We start from the raw sequence: 16,511 nt of genomic DNA, 5'->3' as shown, positions 1-16,511 counted from the left end.
GAAATGCCGCAATCCATGGCGCTCGCCAAGGGCGCCCGTATCACCGGCGGGGTTTTCTGCCTGCTGTTCTTCCTGTTCACGGCCTATTGGCTGGCCGTGGATCTCGGCGAATTCGGCCTCGACGGGCTCTGGGAGTCCTGGACCTTCCAGCACCGCGCCGGCACCGACCAGGTCACCGCCCCCTTCCATCTCGGCCTCGCCGCGCTCCAGTTGGCGGCGGTGTTCGCGGCCTTCGCCGGGCAGCGGGTGGCGGGCGGGCTGCTGGCGGTCGCCACCACCCTCACCTTCGCCACCGCCCTGCAGGCCGTCATCAGCACCGGCACCCACACCAGCGACAACCGCTGGTTCCTGCACGCCGAGAACGCCACCCCCACCTTCGACGGCGTCTTCGTCAGCAGCATGGGGCTGCTCCTGATGGCGCTGCCCGCCGGCCTCGTGCTGCTCGCCGGGATGCGCTCCTGGCCGCGCCGCACCCCCAGCGACCCGCCGATGCGCCCGGTCCGTACGGCCGGAGTCGTCGCCGGACTGGTGCTCGGGGCGATGGTGCTGTGCAACCTGGCCTGGCAGGTCTACATGCTGGTGCAGGGCGGCACCGGCTCCTTCACCATGTTCTACCTCGGCAAGGGCATCCTCAGCTCGCTGCTGAGCATGGCCCCCGGCTGGTCGGCGGTGTTCTTCCTCGTGCTGACCGCGGTGGCCGCGCTGAGCAGCCTGATGCGCGGGCCCGCGGCCCGTGGTCTGGCCTTCGGGCTGGCGATCGTGGCGCTGCCCGGGGCCGTGGTGACGGTGATCGGGCTCGCGGGCAACGGCTCCCTCTTCACGCTGGCCGGCGCCACGCCGGGCCTGACCCTCATCGGCGACGTGGGGCTGCTGCTCGACCTGGTCGGCTCGGCGGCGCTGCTCGCCCTGATGGGCCGCGGTGAGCCGGTGGCCCCCGCCTGGTTCCCGCCGGCGCCGTCCCCGCAGTTCGCCGCGCCCGGATTCGTCCCGCAGGCACCGCAGCCCGGTCCGCACGTCCCGCCGGCCGGCCCGCAGGCCCCGCCGTCCTGGCAGCCGCCCGTCGGCCCGGTGCCCCCGGTCAGCGGTCCGCCGATGCCGCCGGCCGGTGCCCCGCCGATGCCGCCCGGCACCCCGCCGGCCCCGCAGGGCGGGTTCGGACCGCCGCGGTACTGAGGGCGGGCAGCGCCCCCCCGTTCCCGGGGGCAGCGGCCCGCTCGCCTACCGCGGCCGCGGTAGGCGAGCGGCGAACCCTACTCCCCGGGGAGTCCGCGGGACTCCGCCCGGGGTACCGGCCGCCCGCCGCGGCCCGTACCTAGGATTCACGTATGGATCTCCGAGGACTCAGAGTGCGCGGACGCCGCCTGTACGCCGCGGCGGGTGCGCTGGCCGTCCTCATAGGAGGCGGCACCTGGGCGGCCGCCTCATCGGACGCCGCACCCGCCGTACACCGTGCGGACCGCATGATGACGATCCCCGACCGGCCCGGCAGCAAGAAGCAGGTGCGGATCGACACCTCCTTCTTCACCGCGGGGAGCTCCGCGCGGCGGCGGCCCGCGGTGCTGCTCGCCCACGGCTTCGGTGCCACCAAGGCCACCCTCCGTCCGCAGGCCGAGAAGCTGGCCCGGGACGGATACGCGGTCCTGACCTGGTCGGCACGCGGCTTCGGCAGGTCCACCGGGAAGATCGGGCTGAACGACCCGCACGGCGAGGTCGCCGACGTCCGCCGGCTGATCGACTGGCTGGCCGAGCGCCCCGAGGTGCGGCTCGACAAGGCCGGCGACCCCCGGGTGGGCGTCGCCGGCGGTTCCTACGGCGGCGCCATCTCGCTGCTGGCGGCCGGCTACGACCGGCGCGTCGACGCCATCGCCCCGCAGATCACCTACTGGAACCTCGCCGACGCCCTCTTCCCGCACGGGGTGTTCAAGAAGCTGTGGGCGGGGATCTTCTTCACCACCGGTCCGGCGGGCACGCCCACCGGCACGGCGGGCGTCACACCCGCGGCGCCCGGCGGCTGTGTGCGGTTCGAGCCGGAGCTGTGCCGGACGTACGAGCGGGTCGCCGTCCGCGGCAGACCGGACGAGGCGGCCCGGCGGCTCCTGGAGTCCCGCAGCCCGTCCGCCGTCGGCGACCGCATCAAGGTGCCGACCCTGATCATGCAGGGCCAGAACGATTCGCTGTTCCCCCTCGACCAGGCCGACGCCATGCAGCGGGCGATCCGCAAGAACGGCGCGCCGGTCGACGTCGACTGGATCGCCGGCGGGCACGACGGCGGGGACCGGGAGCTCGCCCGTCTCGAATCCCGGACGAAGGACTGGTTCGACCGCTACCTGAAGGGCGACGAGCACGCCGCCACCGGGCCCGGGTTCCGCATCAGCCGCACCGGGGGAGTGGACTCCACCGACGGCGCGGTGCGGCTGCGCGGCGCGAGCGCGGACCGCTACACGGGCCTGGACAACGATCCCCGGCGCATCCGGCTCGCGGGCCGCACCCAGACCTTCAGCAACCCGGCCGGCGCCGGACCGCCCAACATCTCCGCGGTGCCCGGCGTCGGCGCGCTCGGCAACCTCTCCTCGCTCGGCACCGGCGGCCTGTCCCTGGACTTCCCCGGCCAGTACGCCGCCTTCGCCTCGGCGCCGCTGCGCACCCCCGTCCACCTCACCGGCAGCCCCACCGCCACCGTCCACCTGCGGTCCAGTTCCCGGGACGCGGTGTTCTTCGCCAAGGTCTACGACGTCGCCCCGGACGGCCGCCGCCAGGTCCTGCCCCACCAGCTCGTCACGCCCTACCGCGTCAAGGACGCCCACGACGGCCGGACCGTGCGGCTGCGGCTGCCCGCCGTCGACCACGACCTCGCGGCCGGCCACCGGCTGCGGCTGGTGCTCTCCGCCACCGACCTCGGCTATGCCTCACCCGCCGAACCCGCCACCTACACCGTCTCCCTGCGGGGCGGCGCCCTCGACGTGCCCACCGCACCCCAGGTGCGCAGCGCCCCGGCCGCGCTGCCGGCCTGGACCTGGCAGCTGCCCGCCGCGGCCGCCGTGGTCGCCGCGCTGCTGCTGCTCACCGCCCGCCGCCGGACCGCGGCGCCCGCCCCCGACCCGGCGCTCGCCGGGGTCCCGCTGCAGATCACCGGCCTGACCAAGCGGTACGCCAAGTCCGCGACCCTTCCCCGAGCCCTCGACTCCGTTCGGGCAGGGGAGACCCCGACTGCCGTCCAGGACCTCACCTTCCGCGTCGAGAAGGGGCAGGTGCTCGGACTGCTGGGGCCCAACGGCGCCGGCAAGACCACCACCCTGCGCATGCTGATGGGGCTGATCACGCCCGACGAGGGCGAGATCAGGATCTTCGGGCAGGCCGTCCGGCCGGGCGCTCCGGTGCTGTCGAGGGTCGGGGCGTTCGTCGAGGGCGCCGGCTTCCTGCCGCACCTGTCCGGCCGCGCCAACCTGGAGCTGTACTGGCAGGCCACCGGCCGGCCCGCCGCCGATGCGCACCTCGACGAGGCACTGGAGATCGCCGGTCTCGGCGACGCCCTGCAGCGCGCCGTACGCACCTACTCCCAGGGCATGCGGCAGCGGCTCGCGATCGCCCAGGCCATGCTCGGCCTGCCGGATCTGCTGATCCTCGACGAGCCGACCAACGGGCTCGACCCGCCGCAGATCCGGGAGATGCGCGAGGTGATGATCCGCTACGCCGCCGCCGGGCGCACCGTCATCGTCTCCAGCCATCTGCTGTCCGAGGTCGAACAGAGCGCCACGCACCTGGTCGTGATGGACCGTGGCCGGCTGGTGCAGGCCGGTCCGGTCGCCGAGATCGTCGGCTCCGGGGACACCGTCCTGGTCGGCGTCGCGGAAGCGGTCGGCGACGCCGTGGTGGAGAAGGTGGCCGCGCTGCCGGGCGTCGTCTCGGCCGTACGGGCCGAGGGCGGCCTCCTCGTACGGCTGGACGGCGCCACCACCACCCACCTGCTCACCGAACTGCTCCGGCTGGAGGTCGCGGTGGACCGCATCGGCCCGCACCGCCGCCTGGAGGACGCCTTCCTCACCCTGATCGGAGGTGACCGATGACCGCGCACGCCACGGCGCGGGCGCCGGGCTACCACCCGCGCCGCACCCTCCCGCTGCGCGTCGAGGCACGCCGCCAGCTGCGCCGCCGCCGCACCCTGGTGATCGCCGCGGTTCTGGCGCTGCTGCCGTGCGTGCTGGTGGCGGCGTTCGCCCTCGGCGGCGACCCGCAGGGGCGCGGCAACGGCCGGATCACCCTGCTGGACGCCGCCACCGCCTCCGGCGGGAACTTCGCGGCCACCGCCCTGTTCGTCTCCGCCGGCTTCGTACTGGTGGTCCCGGTGGCCCTGTTCTGCGGGGACACGGTGGCCTCCGAGGCGAGCTGGTCCTCGCTGCGCTATCTGCTCGCCGCGCCGGTTCCCCGGGCCCGGCTGCTGCTGAGCAAGCTCACCGTGGGGCTGCTGTTCAGCGCCGCCGCGATGCTGCTGCTGCCGCTGGTGGCGCTGGGCGTGGGCACCGCGGCGTACGGCTGGGGACCGCTGCAACTGCCCACCGGCGGCGCGCTGTCGCCACAGGAGGCACTGCCGCGGCTGGCGGTCGTGGTCGGCTACCTCTTCGTGAGCCAGCTGGTCACCGCGGCCCTGGCGTTCTGGCTGTCGACGGTGACCGACGCCCCGCTGGGCGCGGTCGGCGGCGCCGTCGGGCTGACCATCGTCGGCAACGTCCTCGACCAGGTCACCGCCCTCGGCGACTGGCGTGATGTGCTGCCCGCCCACTGGCAGTACTCCTGGGCGGACGCACTGCAGCCCACCATGGAGTGGGCCGGGATGATCCAGGGCTCGGCGGTCTCGGTGGCGTATGCGCTGGTGCTGTGCGCGCTGGCGTTCCGGGGGTTCGCGCGCAAGGACGTGGTGTCGTGACGACGGCCTGACGGGGGCCTGACGGGGGCCTGACGGGGGGCCGCGGCCACGGGCGGAGCGGGCCGCGCGGGAGGCGGGCGCCGGCCGGGGAAGCCGGGTGCCCGCGCCGCAACCATTCGGGCCGGCCGGTGGTCCAAGGAGCACAGAGTTCACCAGCCCGAAGTCGGGGGACCTCACATGCTCCGTACCACTTCACGTCGGACCGCCGCCGCCGCCGCTGCCGCGGCCGGTGCCGCCGCGCTCGGCCTGACCCTCACCCTCGCCGCCTCCGGCCCGGCCTCCGCGGCCGCGCACCCACAGAGCGCGCCGGCCGCCGCCGGCGTCCGCTCCGACCCCAACGGCCGGCACACCGCCGCCGAGATCCACCGCTTCCTGACCTCCTTCTACGGCCAGCACGGTCCCGATGCCGGGGCGCGCGAGCACCAGGTCTCGGACCACCTCAAGGACCGGGCCGCCCACACCGAGGGCTACGACCTGCTGCTGTGCGCCCAGAACACCCCGCGGCGGATCACCGTCGGCAAGGTGACCACCGCCCAGTCCGCCGGGGTCGGCTGGGCGACGGTCACCACCTTCTGGGACGGCGGGACCCGCGGCTCCTTCACCGCCTATGTGGGCCTGGAATCCCGTCCGATCGTCCTGCAGGACGTCGACTGCGGGTGGTGAGCCGCCGGGTGGGGCCGGGGCCGGCCGGCCGTGTCAGGCGGTCGGCCCCTGCATGCGGGCGCTGACCCAGCGCATCGTGCCCTCGCCCAGGCCCCGCACATACGTCGCCGCGCTGTGCGTGCCGTCCGGCACGATCTGCAGCCGGGTGTGCACCGGCCCGTGCCCGTACCGCGCGATGAACTTCCGTACCTTCGGCAGCACCGTGTGCTCCCGGGAGCCGTCCTGGAAGGCGAGGTGGACCGCCGGTCCGCCGCGCGCGATCAGCCGGCGGGCCAGCACCTCGGGGTTGTTCTCCCGCTCCGCCTCGGCGTGGCCGTTCCACAGCGGCGAGTCGGGCACGATGTCCGGCCCGTTCGGTATCGCCACCTTGAAGGTGTCCGGGTGCTGGAGCACGTTCTTCAGGGCCGCGAAACCGCCCGAGGAGGAGCCCATGATGGCCCAGGCGTCGCGGGTCCTGAGGGTGCGGAAGTTCTGCCGTACGAGGTCGGGCACGTCCTGGCTGAGCCAGGTGCCCATCTTCGGCCGGCCCGGTATGTCGCTGCCGTCGTAGTACTGCTGGTCATCGGGGTTGAGCACCGGCATGACGACGATGAACGGCAGGCTGCTGCCGTTGCGGGACCACTGGGCGAGGCTCTCCTCCAGTTTGAGGTCGGAACCCGTCCAGTAGTTGGCGGGGAAGCCGTACGAGCCGGGCAGCGCCTCCATCACCGGGAAGCCCTTGTTCGCGTTCCGCTTCTCGTAGTACTCCGGCGGCGCCCACACCCAGACCTTGCCGGTGAAGCCCGACTTGGGGCCGTGCAGGGTGGTCACGCCTATCGGGGTGTTCCGGCCGGCCCCGCCGACCCGGCTCTCCACGTCGAAGCTGATGGGGTGCGTGGGCCACTGCACCAGCGACCGCTTTCCCGGGGGCATGGCGTGCAGGGCGGCGCCCGCCTGGGTGCCGCCGAACCGTATGGGGGAGGCCTGGGTGGCGCCGGTGCCGCAGCCGGCCGTACAGACGAGGACGGTCAGGGTGATCAGCGCGATCACCGGATGGAACAGGGCTTTGCGCACGGGGCCTTCTCCTTGCCACACACCCGGGAGCTGTCCCGGCTGACCAGCTAGAGGGCGCCGGTGCGGGCACCGGTTTCCGTTCCGGGGTGTCGCCTTGCTCGCACCGCCGTGCGGAATCCGGGCATCCCCTTTGTGACCTGGGACGTTTTACGTGCGAGGGAAGGGCGGTTTACCGGGATTTTCCCGGTGGACGGGTGACGGGACGCGTCAGGACCGCCGCCCACGACAGCCCGGAACGTCCACCTTCGGACCGTATCCTCTCGCTATGACCTGGTCGCGTGCGCTCAAGGAAGCCGCTCGCTCGGGGCTGACCATCGAGCGGACCAAGCTCACCCCGCTGATCGCCCTCCGCGGCACGGCCGGCGTCGCCCTGGTCATCGGCCTGTGCCTGTGGCGCGGCGACCCGTCCCTCGCGGTCTCCTCCGCCTTCGGCGCGTTCTCCTCCGGCATCGTCACCTTCCAGCGCAGCATGCGGCCGCGCCCGGTGCTCGCGCTCGCCGTCGCCGGGGCGCTGGCGGTCTCCACCTTCCTCGGCTATCTGGCCGCCGCCCACCTCGTCGCCTTCGTCCTGCTCCTGGCCGGCTGGACCTTCCTGGCCGGGATGGCCTGGGCGATCGGCCCGGTCGCCGGGCTGGTCGGCACCCAGACCGTGGCGATCATGCTGGTCACCGTCACCCTGCCGACCTCCGTCCTCGGCGCGCTGGAACACGCCGCCCTGATCTTCTTCGGCGGGCTCGTCCAGGCCACCCTCATCGTGGTCCTCCCGGTCCGCCCCTGGGGCACCCAGCGCGATGCGCTCGCCGACGCGTTGGCCGACGAGGCGGACTACGCCCGGCGGCTGCGGCACGACCCGGTCGCCCCGTTCGACCCGGCCCCCCTGATGGACGCCCGGCTGGCCTCCGCCGTGACCCCCCGTCAGGCCAGGCGCCGCCCCGTACAGCTGCACGGCCCCCGGGGACTCGCCGAACGCGTCCGGCCGGTCCTCGCCTCCCTCGCCGACCCGGTCGTCGGCGCCCCGCTGGAAGGGCCCGAACGCGACCGGGCCCGCGACCTGCTGGGCGCCGCGGCCACCGTCCTGGACGCCGTCGCCCACGCGGTACGGCACGCCCGGCCGGTCCGGCTGCCCCCCGAGGCGATGGCCACCCTCGAAGTCCCCGCCACCGGCCCGATGCTCCACGGGGCCGCCCGGCGCTCCGCGTACCGGCTGATCTCGCTGCTCGCCGACGCCGTCGAGCTCACCGACGAGCCGGTCCAGGCCACCCGCCCCACCACCGAGGCGGAGCGCGGCCATCTGCTGCGCCCCAGCGTCCCGCGGCTGGTGCCGGGCGCGCTGCGCTCGCTGCACCGCGAGGCGCGCTGGTCCTCGCACATCCTCCGGCACGCCCTCAGGGTCGCCGCGGTCGCCGACGCCGGCTATCTGCTGGGCACCGTGCTCCCGTTCGGCCACGGCTACTGGGCGCCGCTGGCCTCCGTCGTGGTGATGCGCCCCGACTTCGCCCAGACCTACTCCCGCGGCATCGCCCGCTTCATCGGCACCCTCGTCGGCGTCACCGTCGCGGGCGCGTTGATGGCCCTGGCGCATCCGGACAGGTACGTCAGCGCCGGGCTCGCCGTGGTCTGCGTGGGACTGATGTATCTGCTGATGCGCACCGGCTTCTCGGTGACCTCGGCGTGCGTGGCGGCCTATGTGGTCTTCCTGCTCGGCATCGCCGGGGCGGGCTGGGAGCAGACCGTGCAGGAACGCCTCGTGCTCACCCTCCTCGGCGGACTGCTCGCGATGCTGTCGTACGCGCTGTTCCCGGCCTGGGAGACCCCCAAGCTCCGCGACGGCCTCGCCGCGTGGCTGGCGGCCAACGGGCAGTACGCGCTGGCCGTGTTCGACCTCTACGCACAGCCCGCCGAACGCCGCCCCCGGCAGGTCCGCGACGCCCTGCTGGACTCCCGCGCGGCCCGCGCCGCCTGGGAGGAGAGCGAGGCCCGCGCCGAGAAGGAGCCCGTACGCCACCGCGGCCTGTCGCTCGCCTCGGCGAACGCGGCCAGCGCCGCGCTCGCCACCATGGGCCGGGTCACGATGATCCTTGAGGTCCACCTTCCGGAACGCGATGCCGCGGCCTCGCCCGGTGCCACCGCGTTCGCCTTCGAACTGCGCGCCTCCCTGGAGGAGGCCACCCGCGCCGTACGGGAGCGGGGGGAATTGAACTGGAGCGACCTGCGGGCCGTATGGGAGAGGTGGGACGCGGAGGACGAGAGCCGCGGTGTCGCCCTGCGCGTGGCGGACCTGCAGCTCGACGCCCTCGACGACCTGGCGGAGGCGCTGTCCCGGGAGCCGCGCACCGACCTCGGGGAGGATGAGGGGGCGGAGGCGGAGGGGGACGGCGGCAGGTGAGGGGAGCGAGGAGAGGGGGCGTGGCAGGGGCCGGTGGGAGGGAACCATTCCGGTCCCGCAGTAGTCTTATCAATTGCCCGCAATGAACGCCATTGATCGCCCATGGGGTTGTCTGCGGTGCAATGCCCCAGGATCCCACTTTGTCGCGAGAGAGCACACAAAACCCCCATGGCGTCCAGCACTTCGTCCGGTACGTACGACATAGGCATCGACCTCGGCACGGCCAACACCCTGGTGTACGCCCGCGGCAAGGGCGTGGTGCTGAACGAACCGTCCGTCGTCGCGGTCAACGCCGCCGGTGAGGTGATCGCCGTGGGCGCGGACGCCAAGCGGACCATCGGCCGGACGCCGTCCGGGATCACCGCGATGCGCCCCCTGCGGGAGGGCGTCATCGCCGATTTCGACGCCGCCGAGCGGATGCTGCGCGCCCTGATGAAGAAGGCCCTGCCCGGCCGCCGGTTCTCCCGGCCGCGGGTGGTCATCTGCGTCCCCTCCGGCGTCACGGGCGTCGAACGGCGCGCGGTCATCGACTCCGCCCGGAGCGCCGGCGCCCGCGAAGTGCACCTCATCGAGGAGCCGATGGCCGCCGCGATCGGCGCCGGCCTCCCCGTGGACGAGCCGGTCGGCTGCATGGTGGTGGACATCGGCGGCGGTACGACCGAGGTCGCCGTCGTCTCCATGGGCGGCCTGGTCACCGCCCAGTCCCTACGCGTCGCCGGCGACGCCCTGGATGCCGCCGTCACCGCACACCTCAAGAAGAAGCACTCGCTGGCCATCGGCGAGCGCACCGCCGAGGACATCAAGATCGCGATCGGCTCGGCGGTCTGGACCCCGGTCGACGTCGACGAGGAAGGCGAACCGGACCGCCCCACCTCCTACACGGTCCGCGGCCGCGACCACGTCAGCGGCCTGCCCCGGATCCAGGAGATCAGCGAGGAGGAGATCCGCGACGCGCTGGCCGAGCCGGTCGACGCGATCGTCCGCGCCGTCCACCGCACCCTCGACGAATGCCCCCCGGAGCTGTCCGGCGACATCATCGAGCGCGGCATCGCCCTCACCGGCGGCGGCGCCCTGCTCCGCGGCCTGGACCGCAGGCTGCAGCAGGAGATGGGCGTCCCGGTGGTGGTCGCCGACCAGCCCCTGGACTGCGTGGTCAACGGCACCGCCAAGTGCGTCGACGAATTCTCCTCCCTGCATGGCCTGCTGACGGGGGCGAAGGAACAACCGAGGCGCACGGTGCGGTTGTAGGGAGAGGTCAACGGCGCGGGCCTGCGTCCGGCCGGTTTGCCGTCCCGGCAAGATTCCTCGCGCATGCGGCGGGGGCAGGACCATGATCGTGGGGAGTGGTCGCGGGGGCCGCGGGCCGCGTCGGCCGACGGCCCGCGCACCCTGTGCCGCCGTCCGCAGGCAGCGCCACCACCGGCGCCGCCGACTCCACGAGGAGGATGCATGCCGCAGTCCGCCAAGACGCCGCCCACGCCGCCCACTTCCCCGGCCGCCCCGGCCCCGCAGCCGCCGGCCGGCCCGCTGCCGGAGGCGACCCACCGCACGGTCGAGGTCCCCGGCGGCCGCATCCACCTGGTGGAGCAGGGCAGCGGGCCCCTCGTCCTGATGGTCCACGGCTTCCCCGAGTCCTGGTACTCCTGGCGCCACCAGCTCCCCGCGCTCGCCGCGGCGGGCTACCGGGCGGTCGCGATCGACGTACGGGGCTACGGGCGTTCCGCGAAGCCCCGTGACGTGGCGGCCTACCGGATGCTGGCCCATGTCGCCGACAACGCCGCGGTGGTGCGCGCCCTCGGCGAGGAGAGCGCGGTCATCGTGGGTCACGACTGGGGCTCGCCCATCGCCGCCAACACGGCGCTGCTGCGGCCCGACGTCTTCACCGCCGTGGCGCTGCTGAGCGTTCCGTACGCCCCCCGTGGCGGCATCCGGCCCACCGAGGCCTTCGCGCGGCTCGGCGGTCCGGGCGAGTTCTACATCAACTACTTCCAGGAGCCGGGCCGGGCGGAGGCGGAGATCGACCCCGATGTCCGCGGCTGGATCGCGGGGTTCTACGCCGCGGCCTCGGGCGAGGCCAAGTCCGCGTCCGACGGGGACCACGTCGGAGGCTTCTCGGTGCTCCCGGGCGGAAAGCTCTCCGACCGCTTCCCCGAGCTCCCCTTGCCGCTGCCCTGGCTCACCGAGGCCGATCTCGACTTCTACGCGGGCGAGTTCGAGCGCACCGGCCTGACCGGCGGGCTCAACCGCTACCGCAACGTCGACCGGGACTGGGACGACCTCGCGGCCTGGGACGGGGCCGTCCTCCGCCAGCCGTCGCTCTTCATCGGCGGGGAACACGACGCCCCCACCAACTGGATGGCCGACGCCATCAAGGCGTTCCCGCACACCCTCCCCGGCCTGACCGGCTCCCACATCCTCGACGGCTGCGGCCACTGGGTCCAGCAGGAACGCCCCGAGGAGGTCAACCACCTCCTCCTCGACTGGCTGGGCTCGCTGCCCGCGTCCGCCGCGCGGACAGCCTCCTAGGTCCGGCCCCGCGCCCTGCCCATATAGGCCTCCAGACCGTCCAGGATCCGCTCCAGGCCGAACTCCCAGGCCTGGTCGCGGGAGGCACCGCCGGTGTCGGCGACGGCCGCGGCGACCGCGGGAAAGCGGTCGGCGCGGCCGGCGAGCAGCTCGTTCAGCGCCGCGCTCATGACCCCTTCCGGCCCCTTGGCCCGCGCGCTGCCCAGCCCCATCGACGCCGACACCTGGGCGAGGGTGCGGATATGGCCGTGCACCACGACCACGGCGTCGAGCTGCTCGCCGCCGGTCAGGCCGGTATGCGCGAGCGCGGCGAGGGCGCGCTCGGTCCAGCCGAGTTCGTGCGGGCCCATGACGCGGGGGCCGACGGCCGCCTCCAGCAGCCAGGGGTGGCGGGCGTAGACCGCCGCGAGCGCCTCGGCCCACGCCCACAGCGCCGCCCGCCAGCCGTCGCGGCCGTCGCGGCCGTCCTGGCCGGAGCCGTCGGGTGCGGCCGCGCCCGGCGGCTCGCCCATCGCCGTGTCGATCATCAGCGCGACCAGCTCGCTCTTCCCCGGCACATAGCGGTACAAGGACATCTTGGTGAAGTCCAGTTCGGCCGCGACCCGTTGCATGGAGACCGCCGCGAGCCCGCCGGCGTCGGCGAGGGAAACGGCCGTACGCGTGATCCGCTCCAGGCTCAGTGCCGGCTTGGGGCCCCGGCTGGGCCGTTCCCGCCCGCCCCACAGCAGCTCGACGCTGCCCGCCTGGTCCCCGAACACGCTGCGCTTGTCCTCGTCTCCCGCCATCCCCGCATCCTAAAATTGCGTCCGGGGTACACAGAACGGTGTCCGCCGGATACAGTTTCTCTTGTCAGTACGACGGACCGACGGGGGAGCGTGTGGTGACGTACGAAACGACAGCGGGGTGCGAGGGTGCGGGCCGGACCGGCCGGGAGCCGGGGCGGGGGCCGCGAACGGCACTGCCGCAGCGCTCGGTTCTGATCTCCGGCGCCAGCGTGGCCGGCCCGGCCCTGGCCCACTGGCTCGGCCGCTACGGCTTCCGGCCCACCGTGATCGAGGTGGCGCCCGCCCTGCGGCGCGGTGGCTTCGCGGTCGACTTCCGCGGGGCGACGCAGCTGACGGTCCTGGAACGCATGGGCGTCCTGGAGGAGATCCGCGACCACAGCACGGGCGGCGGCGACCCTCTCACCTTCATCGACGGCCGGGGCCGCCCGCTGGCCGCGATGCCACCCGAATTCGCCGGTGGCGAGGTCGAGATACTCCGCTCGGACCTGTCCCGCATCCTCTACCGGCACAGCCTGGCCCCGCTCGGCGCCGACCACACTCCCGGTCCTCCGCCCGCGGACGCCTGCCCGCCCGAGTACCTCTTCGGCGACTCCATCGCCTCCCTGGCCGAGACCGCCGACGGCGTCCAGGTCACCTTCGAACGGGGCGCGCCGCGCACCTTCGACCTCGTCGTCGGCGCCGACGGTCTGCACTCCACCGTTCGCCGGCTCGCCTTCGGCCCCGAGAGGGACTTCGTCCGCCATCTCGGCTACTACATCGCCGCCTGGGACCTGCCCGAAGCCGCCGGAGACCTCGCCGCCCGCCCGGTCGGCTACGGCGAACCCGGCCGCCTGGCCACCGTCGGCCGCACCTCCCGCCGCGCCGCGGAACCGGGTTACGCGGGCGAGGCGTTCTGCGTCTTCGCCTCCGAGGAGGAGAGGGGCCACGACCGGCGCGACCTCCGTGCGCGGAAGCAGGCGATAGCGCGGGCCTACGACGGCGCCGGCTGGCGGATACCGGAACTCATGGCCACGCTCGGGCAGGCCGGGGACGTCTACTTCGACTCCATCAGCCGTGCCGATGTGCCGAGTTGGTCCACGGGCCGTATCGCGCTCCTCGGCGACGCCGCCCACGGCGCCACGGTCGGCGGCATGGGCACCGGCTCGGCGATCATCGGCGCCTATGTCCTCGCCGGGGAACTCGCCCTCGCCGAGGGCGACCACCGCACGGCCTTCGCCCGCTACGAACGTAAACTGCGCCCCTATGTGACCCGGTGCCAGCAAGGCGGCCGCGGTGCCGGTGAATTCCTGGCCCCGGCGACCCAGGAAGCCATCGACGCCCGCAACGCCGCCCTGAACTCCCCGGCCGCCGTCGCCGCGATGCTGCGACAGGGCCACGACATCTCCGCCGCCCTCGCGCTGGAGGACTACCCGGCACAGGTCCGCGCCGCGGTCTGCGCCCGGTGGTGAATCCGCCGGTCCGCGCGCTGAGCCGAACGGGTGCTTCGGCGTCAACGCGATTGTCCGGCGTCCCCTCTTCTGGGTTACTGGTGGAGCCTGGTCGGTGGGCCGTCCATCCCCCTCGGGCTTCAGCAGCCGGCCCACCCTCCAGCCCTCTTCGCTGTGGGGCCCGAAGGACGGCCGACGGCACCGACGGCCCTGCGCACCGCACGGATGCGACCGGCCGCCGTGCACCGTCTGCACCGTCCTCCTGTACGGCCGGCTGCCGCCAGTGCTCGGGCCCTGGCTTGTGAGCCACCTCTGTCGCGAGTGGGCCCGGCAGCAGCGAGCGCACACCGCAGGAGGACCTCCATGTCCACACCCACCATCCACCCGGCCCTTCCGGCACTGCCCTTCGGGCCCGTGCTGCTCGGCGTCGTACCGAGCTCGGGGCCGACCGCGGGCGGCAACACCGTCCAGCTGATCGGGCTCGGCCTCGGCGGCGCCACCAACGTCCTCTTCGGGACGTCGACGGCGACCGTCGTCGGCCAGGACCCGCTGGGGCTGACCGTCACGGTCCTCGCCCCGGCACACGCCGCGGGCGCCGTGCAGGTCACCGTCACCACCAGCAGCGGTACCAGCAACCCGGCGACGTACGTGTACGTGGAGTCCGGCCCGCCGACGGCCGCGGTCATCACCCCCAATTCGGGGCCGGTTGCGGGCGGCACGTCCTTCGTCATCGTCGGCTCCGGCCTGCAGGGGGCCAGTGTCACCATCGGGGGCAACGCCGCGACGGTCGTGGGCACGGACCTCTCCGGCAGCGTCCTGTTCGGTGTCACTCCCGCGGGACCCCCCGCAGGAGGCAACGTCCCGGTCGTGGTGACCACCCCGGGCGGCACCACCAACGTCCCCGGTGGGTACACCTACCTGGCGGCGCCTCCGACGGTCACCGGAACGGTGTCGCCGTCCTCGGCGGCGGCCGGCGCCACGTTCACCATCGTCGGGACCGGTCTCCTGGGAGCCACCGTGCTCTTCGGGGCCGCACCGGCCACCGGCGTGGTGGTCAACGCGGGCGGCACGTCCCTGACCGGGACCGTCCCGCCGGGCACGGTCGGCTCGACGGTGCAGGTGACCGTCCAGACCGCGGCCGGCAGCGCCAACGCCGGGTCGTTCACCTACCTGTGACGACCCGCCCCGCGGGATGACGGCCCGGGGCCGCCCGGCCGGGGTCCGCGGGCCGCACCCGGCGGCCCGCCCGGACCCGTCCGGGCAACCCGGCGCCGTCACCCCGCGGGGGGACGCCGGAAAGCGGTTCGGCCCCCGCCCGTCGTACGGGCGGGGGCCGAACTCGCCGGTGGCTCCCCAGGGCGCTCCGCGGACCGCACCGGCCCGTCAGGGGGCAGGTACCGCCGGGCGTCCTGCGGAGGGCGCCCGGCGGCGCCGCACAGCAACGGCAACGGAAGCCCGGCGTCCGCCATCCACGTCAGGCCGGTGTGGCGCAGATCCTGGCGTCGGAGGTACTCATGACCGAGTTCGGCCACCACATCGTCCCAGCGGGTCGTGTCCCGCAGCGCCGCGGCGGTGAACCGGCTCCGGTGCGGACCGGTGAACAGCCGGGCCACGGGAGTGTGCCGCGCCGCCTCCAGCCGGCCGGCCGCCAGTTCCCGCGCGGCGGGACGCAGCGGCACCACCCGCTGGTGCCGGCCCCGGCAGGCACGGTCGTCCAGGCCCGCCGGCGCGGACACGGTGAAGCGCTGGACCTGCCAGGTCCAGGTGCCCATGTCGATGTCCTGGGCCTGCAGGGCGGACACCTCGCTGAAGCGGGTACCGGTCCAGGCGGCGAACCGGACGATGTCGCCCCACCCCGCATAGCCGTCCGAGGACCGCTGGACGAGGGTGGCCGCCAGCCGCTCCAGCGCCTGCACGTCCGGCAGGGCCAGCGCCCGCGGAGTCGTGCGTTCGCTCTGCGCACGCTGGTACTCCTGCTGCCAGCCGGCCACCCGGGCCGGATTGGCGTCGAGCACCCCGTCCCGTACCGCCTGTTCCAGGACCCGGACGAGGACGGCGAGGCTGTTCTTCACCGTCGACAGACCGCATTCGTCGGCGATCCAGCAGTGCAGCGCCCGGTTGACCACGCGGCGGGTGACCTTCCGGACGAGGACGTGCCCGATGCTGGGAACGACCCGCAGCCGCCACCCGGCCTGGTAGGGGGACATGGTCAGGGTCTCCAGGCCGTGCATCGCGGCCGGCCACCTCCGTTCCCCGTAGTCGGCGAGCGACATCGTGAGGATCTCGGCCTCCCCCGGAAACCGGGACCCGGCGTCCTTGTTCATTATCGAATCACCCTTGTCTGCTGAGGAGTTATTCGGCCGCCCGGTACTGCTGGCGTGATTCGCTCTGGAGCGTGGAACCGGCGTCGGGGAATCGTGCTGACTTCATGCCTGTGGGCGGTGCGGTGAACTGCGGGCTCCGGCGGAGAGGGCTTTGGCGTGCCGTTCGCCGAGGGAGGGGACAACAGCTGTCCAAGGTCGGCGAAAAGGACCGGACTCGCCGGTGCGGACGGTGCCGTACCGGAGGCCTCCCGTGACTCCGTCACCCGCACGGGAGAATATGAAAATCCTCTCCAACTCGGTTATGAGGGACAGGAGTTGCGCATGCGGCGGGGGCGTTGCCGATGCTGTGGTGACTTCCGGTGTCCCGTCATCGCCGTAGGTGACCGGCGCCTATTGACAGTACGTCGGCTGTCGCCGCGTTCCACG

Annotated in this window: 12 protein-coding genes; 9 read left to right on the top strand and 3 right to left on the bottom strand. The window is 73.8% G+C overall.

The annotated features are described in order from the left end of the window. The first annotated feature begins 3 nt into the window (after window positions 1–3). From Scani_RS30195 to Scani_RS30180, 4 genes are all read left to right on the top strand, one after another. Window positions 4–1,173, top strand: coding sequence for a hypothetical protein (locus Scani_RS30195; protein WP_246296495.1), 1,170 nt, complete (start codon window positions 4–6; stop codon window positions 1,171–1,173). A 152-nt stretch (window positions 1,174–1,325) separates the two neighbouring features. After that, window positions 1,326–4,064 carry an alpha/beta fold hydrolase gene (locus tag Scani_RS30190; RefSeq protein ID WP_159480938.1) on the top strand — a complete coding sequence of 913 codons (2,739 nt, stop codon included), beginning with the start codon at window positions 1,326–1,328 and terminating at the stop codon, window positions 4,062–4,064. Then, window positions 4,061–4,921 (top strand): ABC transporter permease, encoded by an 861-nt coding sequence (locus Scani_RS30185; protein WP_159480937.1) that lies wholly within the window; start codon window positions 4,061–4,063, stop codon window positions 4,919–4,921. Before Scani_RS30190 ends, Scani_RS30185 begins: the two co-directional genes overlap by 4 nt. A 177-nt stretch (window positions 4,922–5,098) precedes the next feature. After that, on the top strand, window positions 5,099–5,584 hold the full coding sequence (locus tag Scani_RS30180) for a hypothetical protein (protein WP_159480936.1): 486 nt from the start codon (window positions 5,099–5,101) through the stop codon (window positions 5,582–5,584). A gap of 33 nt (window positions 5,585–5,617) precedes the next feature. On the opposite strand, the gene Scani_RS30175 is transcribed toward Scani_RS30180, so the two are convergent. After that, the gene (locus tag Scani_RS30175) at window positions 5,618–6,637 is read right to left on the bottom strand and encodes an alpha/beta hydrolase (RefSeq protein ID WP_159480935.1); all 1,020 of its coding nucleotides are present in this window, start codon (window positions 6,635–6,637) and stop codon (window positions 5,618–5,620) included. 265 nt (window positions 6,638–6,902) lie between these two features. Between Scani_RS30175 and Scani_RS30170 the strand changes: the two genes are divergently transcribed. The 3 genes from Scani_RS30170 (at window position 6,903) to Scani_RS30160 (ending at window position 11,549) form a co-directional block, all read left to right on the top strand. Beyond that, window positions 6,903–9,023, top strand: a complete 2,121-nt coding sequence (locus Scani_RS30170) for an FUSC family protein (RefSeq protein WP_159480934.1) — start codon at window positions 6,903–6,905, stop codon at window positions 9,021–9,023. A 168-nt stretch (window positions 9,024–9,191) separates the two neighbouring features. Beyond that, complete coding sequence (locus Scani_RS30165; RefSeq protein WP_159480933.1) at window positions 9,192–10,271, top strand: rod shape-determining protein; 1,080 nt, start codon at window positions 9,192–9,194, stop codon at window positions 10,269–10,271. Window positions 10,272–10,472: 201 nt separating this feature from the next. Further along, window positions 10,473–11,549, top strand: coding sequence for an alpha/beta fold hydrolase (locus Scani_RS30160; RefSeq protein ID WP_159480932.1), 1,077 nt, complete (start codon window positions 10,473–10,475; stop codon window positions 11,547–11,549). Here Scani_RS30160 and Scani_RS30155 read toward each other — a convergent pair. Beyond that, window positions 11,546–12,334: a TetR/AcrR family transcriptional regulator gene (locus Scani_RS30155; protein ID WP_159480931.1), complete on the bottom strand. Its 789-nt coding sequence runs from the start codon at window positions 12,332–12,334 to the stop codon at window positions 11,546–11,548. The two genes, Scani_RS30160 and Scani_RS30155, sit on opposite strands and share 4 nt — an antisense overlap. A gap of 173 nt (window positions 12,335–12,507) precedes the next feature. Between Scani_RS30155 and Scani_RS30150 the strand changes: the two genes are divergently transcribed. Then, complete coding sequence (locus Scani_RS30150) at window positions 12,508–13,782, top strand: FAD-dependent monooxygenase (RefSeq protein WP_159482460.1); 1,275 nt, start codon at window positions 12,508–12,510, stop codon at window positions 13,780–13,782. Window positions 13,783–14,124: 342 nt separating this feature from the next. Further along, window positions 14,125–14,937 carry an IPT/TIG domain-containing protein gene (locus Scani_RS30145; protein WP_159480930.1) on the top strand — a complete coding sequence of 271 codons (813 nt, stop codon included), beginning with the start codon at window positions 14,125–14,127 and terminating at the stop codon, window positions 14,935–14,937. Window positions 14,938–15,035: 98 nt separating this feature from the next. On the opposite strand, the gene Scani_RS30140 is transcribed toward Scani_RS30145, so the two are convergent. Then, entirely contained in the window at window positions 15,036–16,085 is a 1,050-nt protein-coding gene (locus tag Scani_RS30140) for a tyrosine-type recombinase/integrase (protein ID WP_159480929.1), read from the bottom strand. Between the last annotated feature and the right edge of the window lie 426 nt (window positions 16,086–16,511).

It is taken from the genome of Streptomyces caniferus, from assembly GCF_009811555.1.
GTDB classification, from domain to species: domain Bacteria; phylum Actinomycetota; class Actinomycetes; order Streptomycetales; family Streptomycetaceae; genus Streptomyces; species Streptomyces caniferus.
Note: the sequence above shows the minus strand (reverse complement) of the source record. Positions and strands in the feature narration are given on the sequence as shown.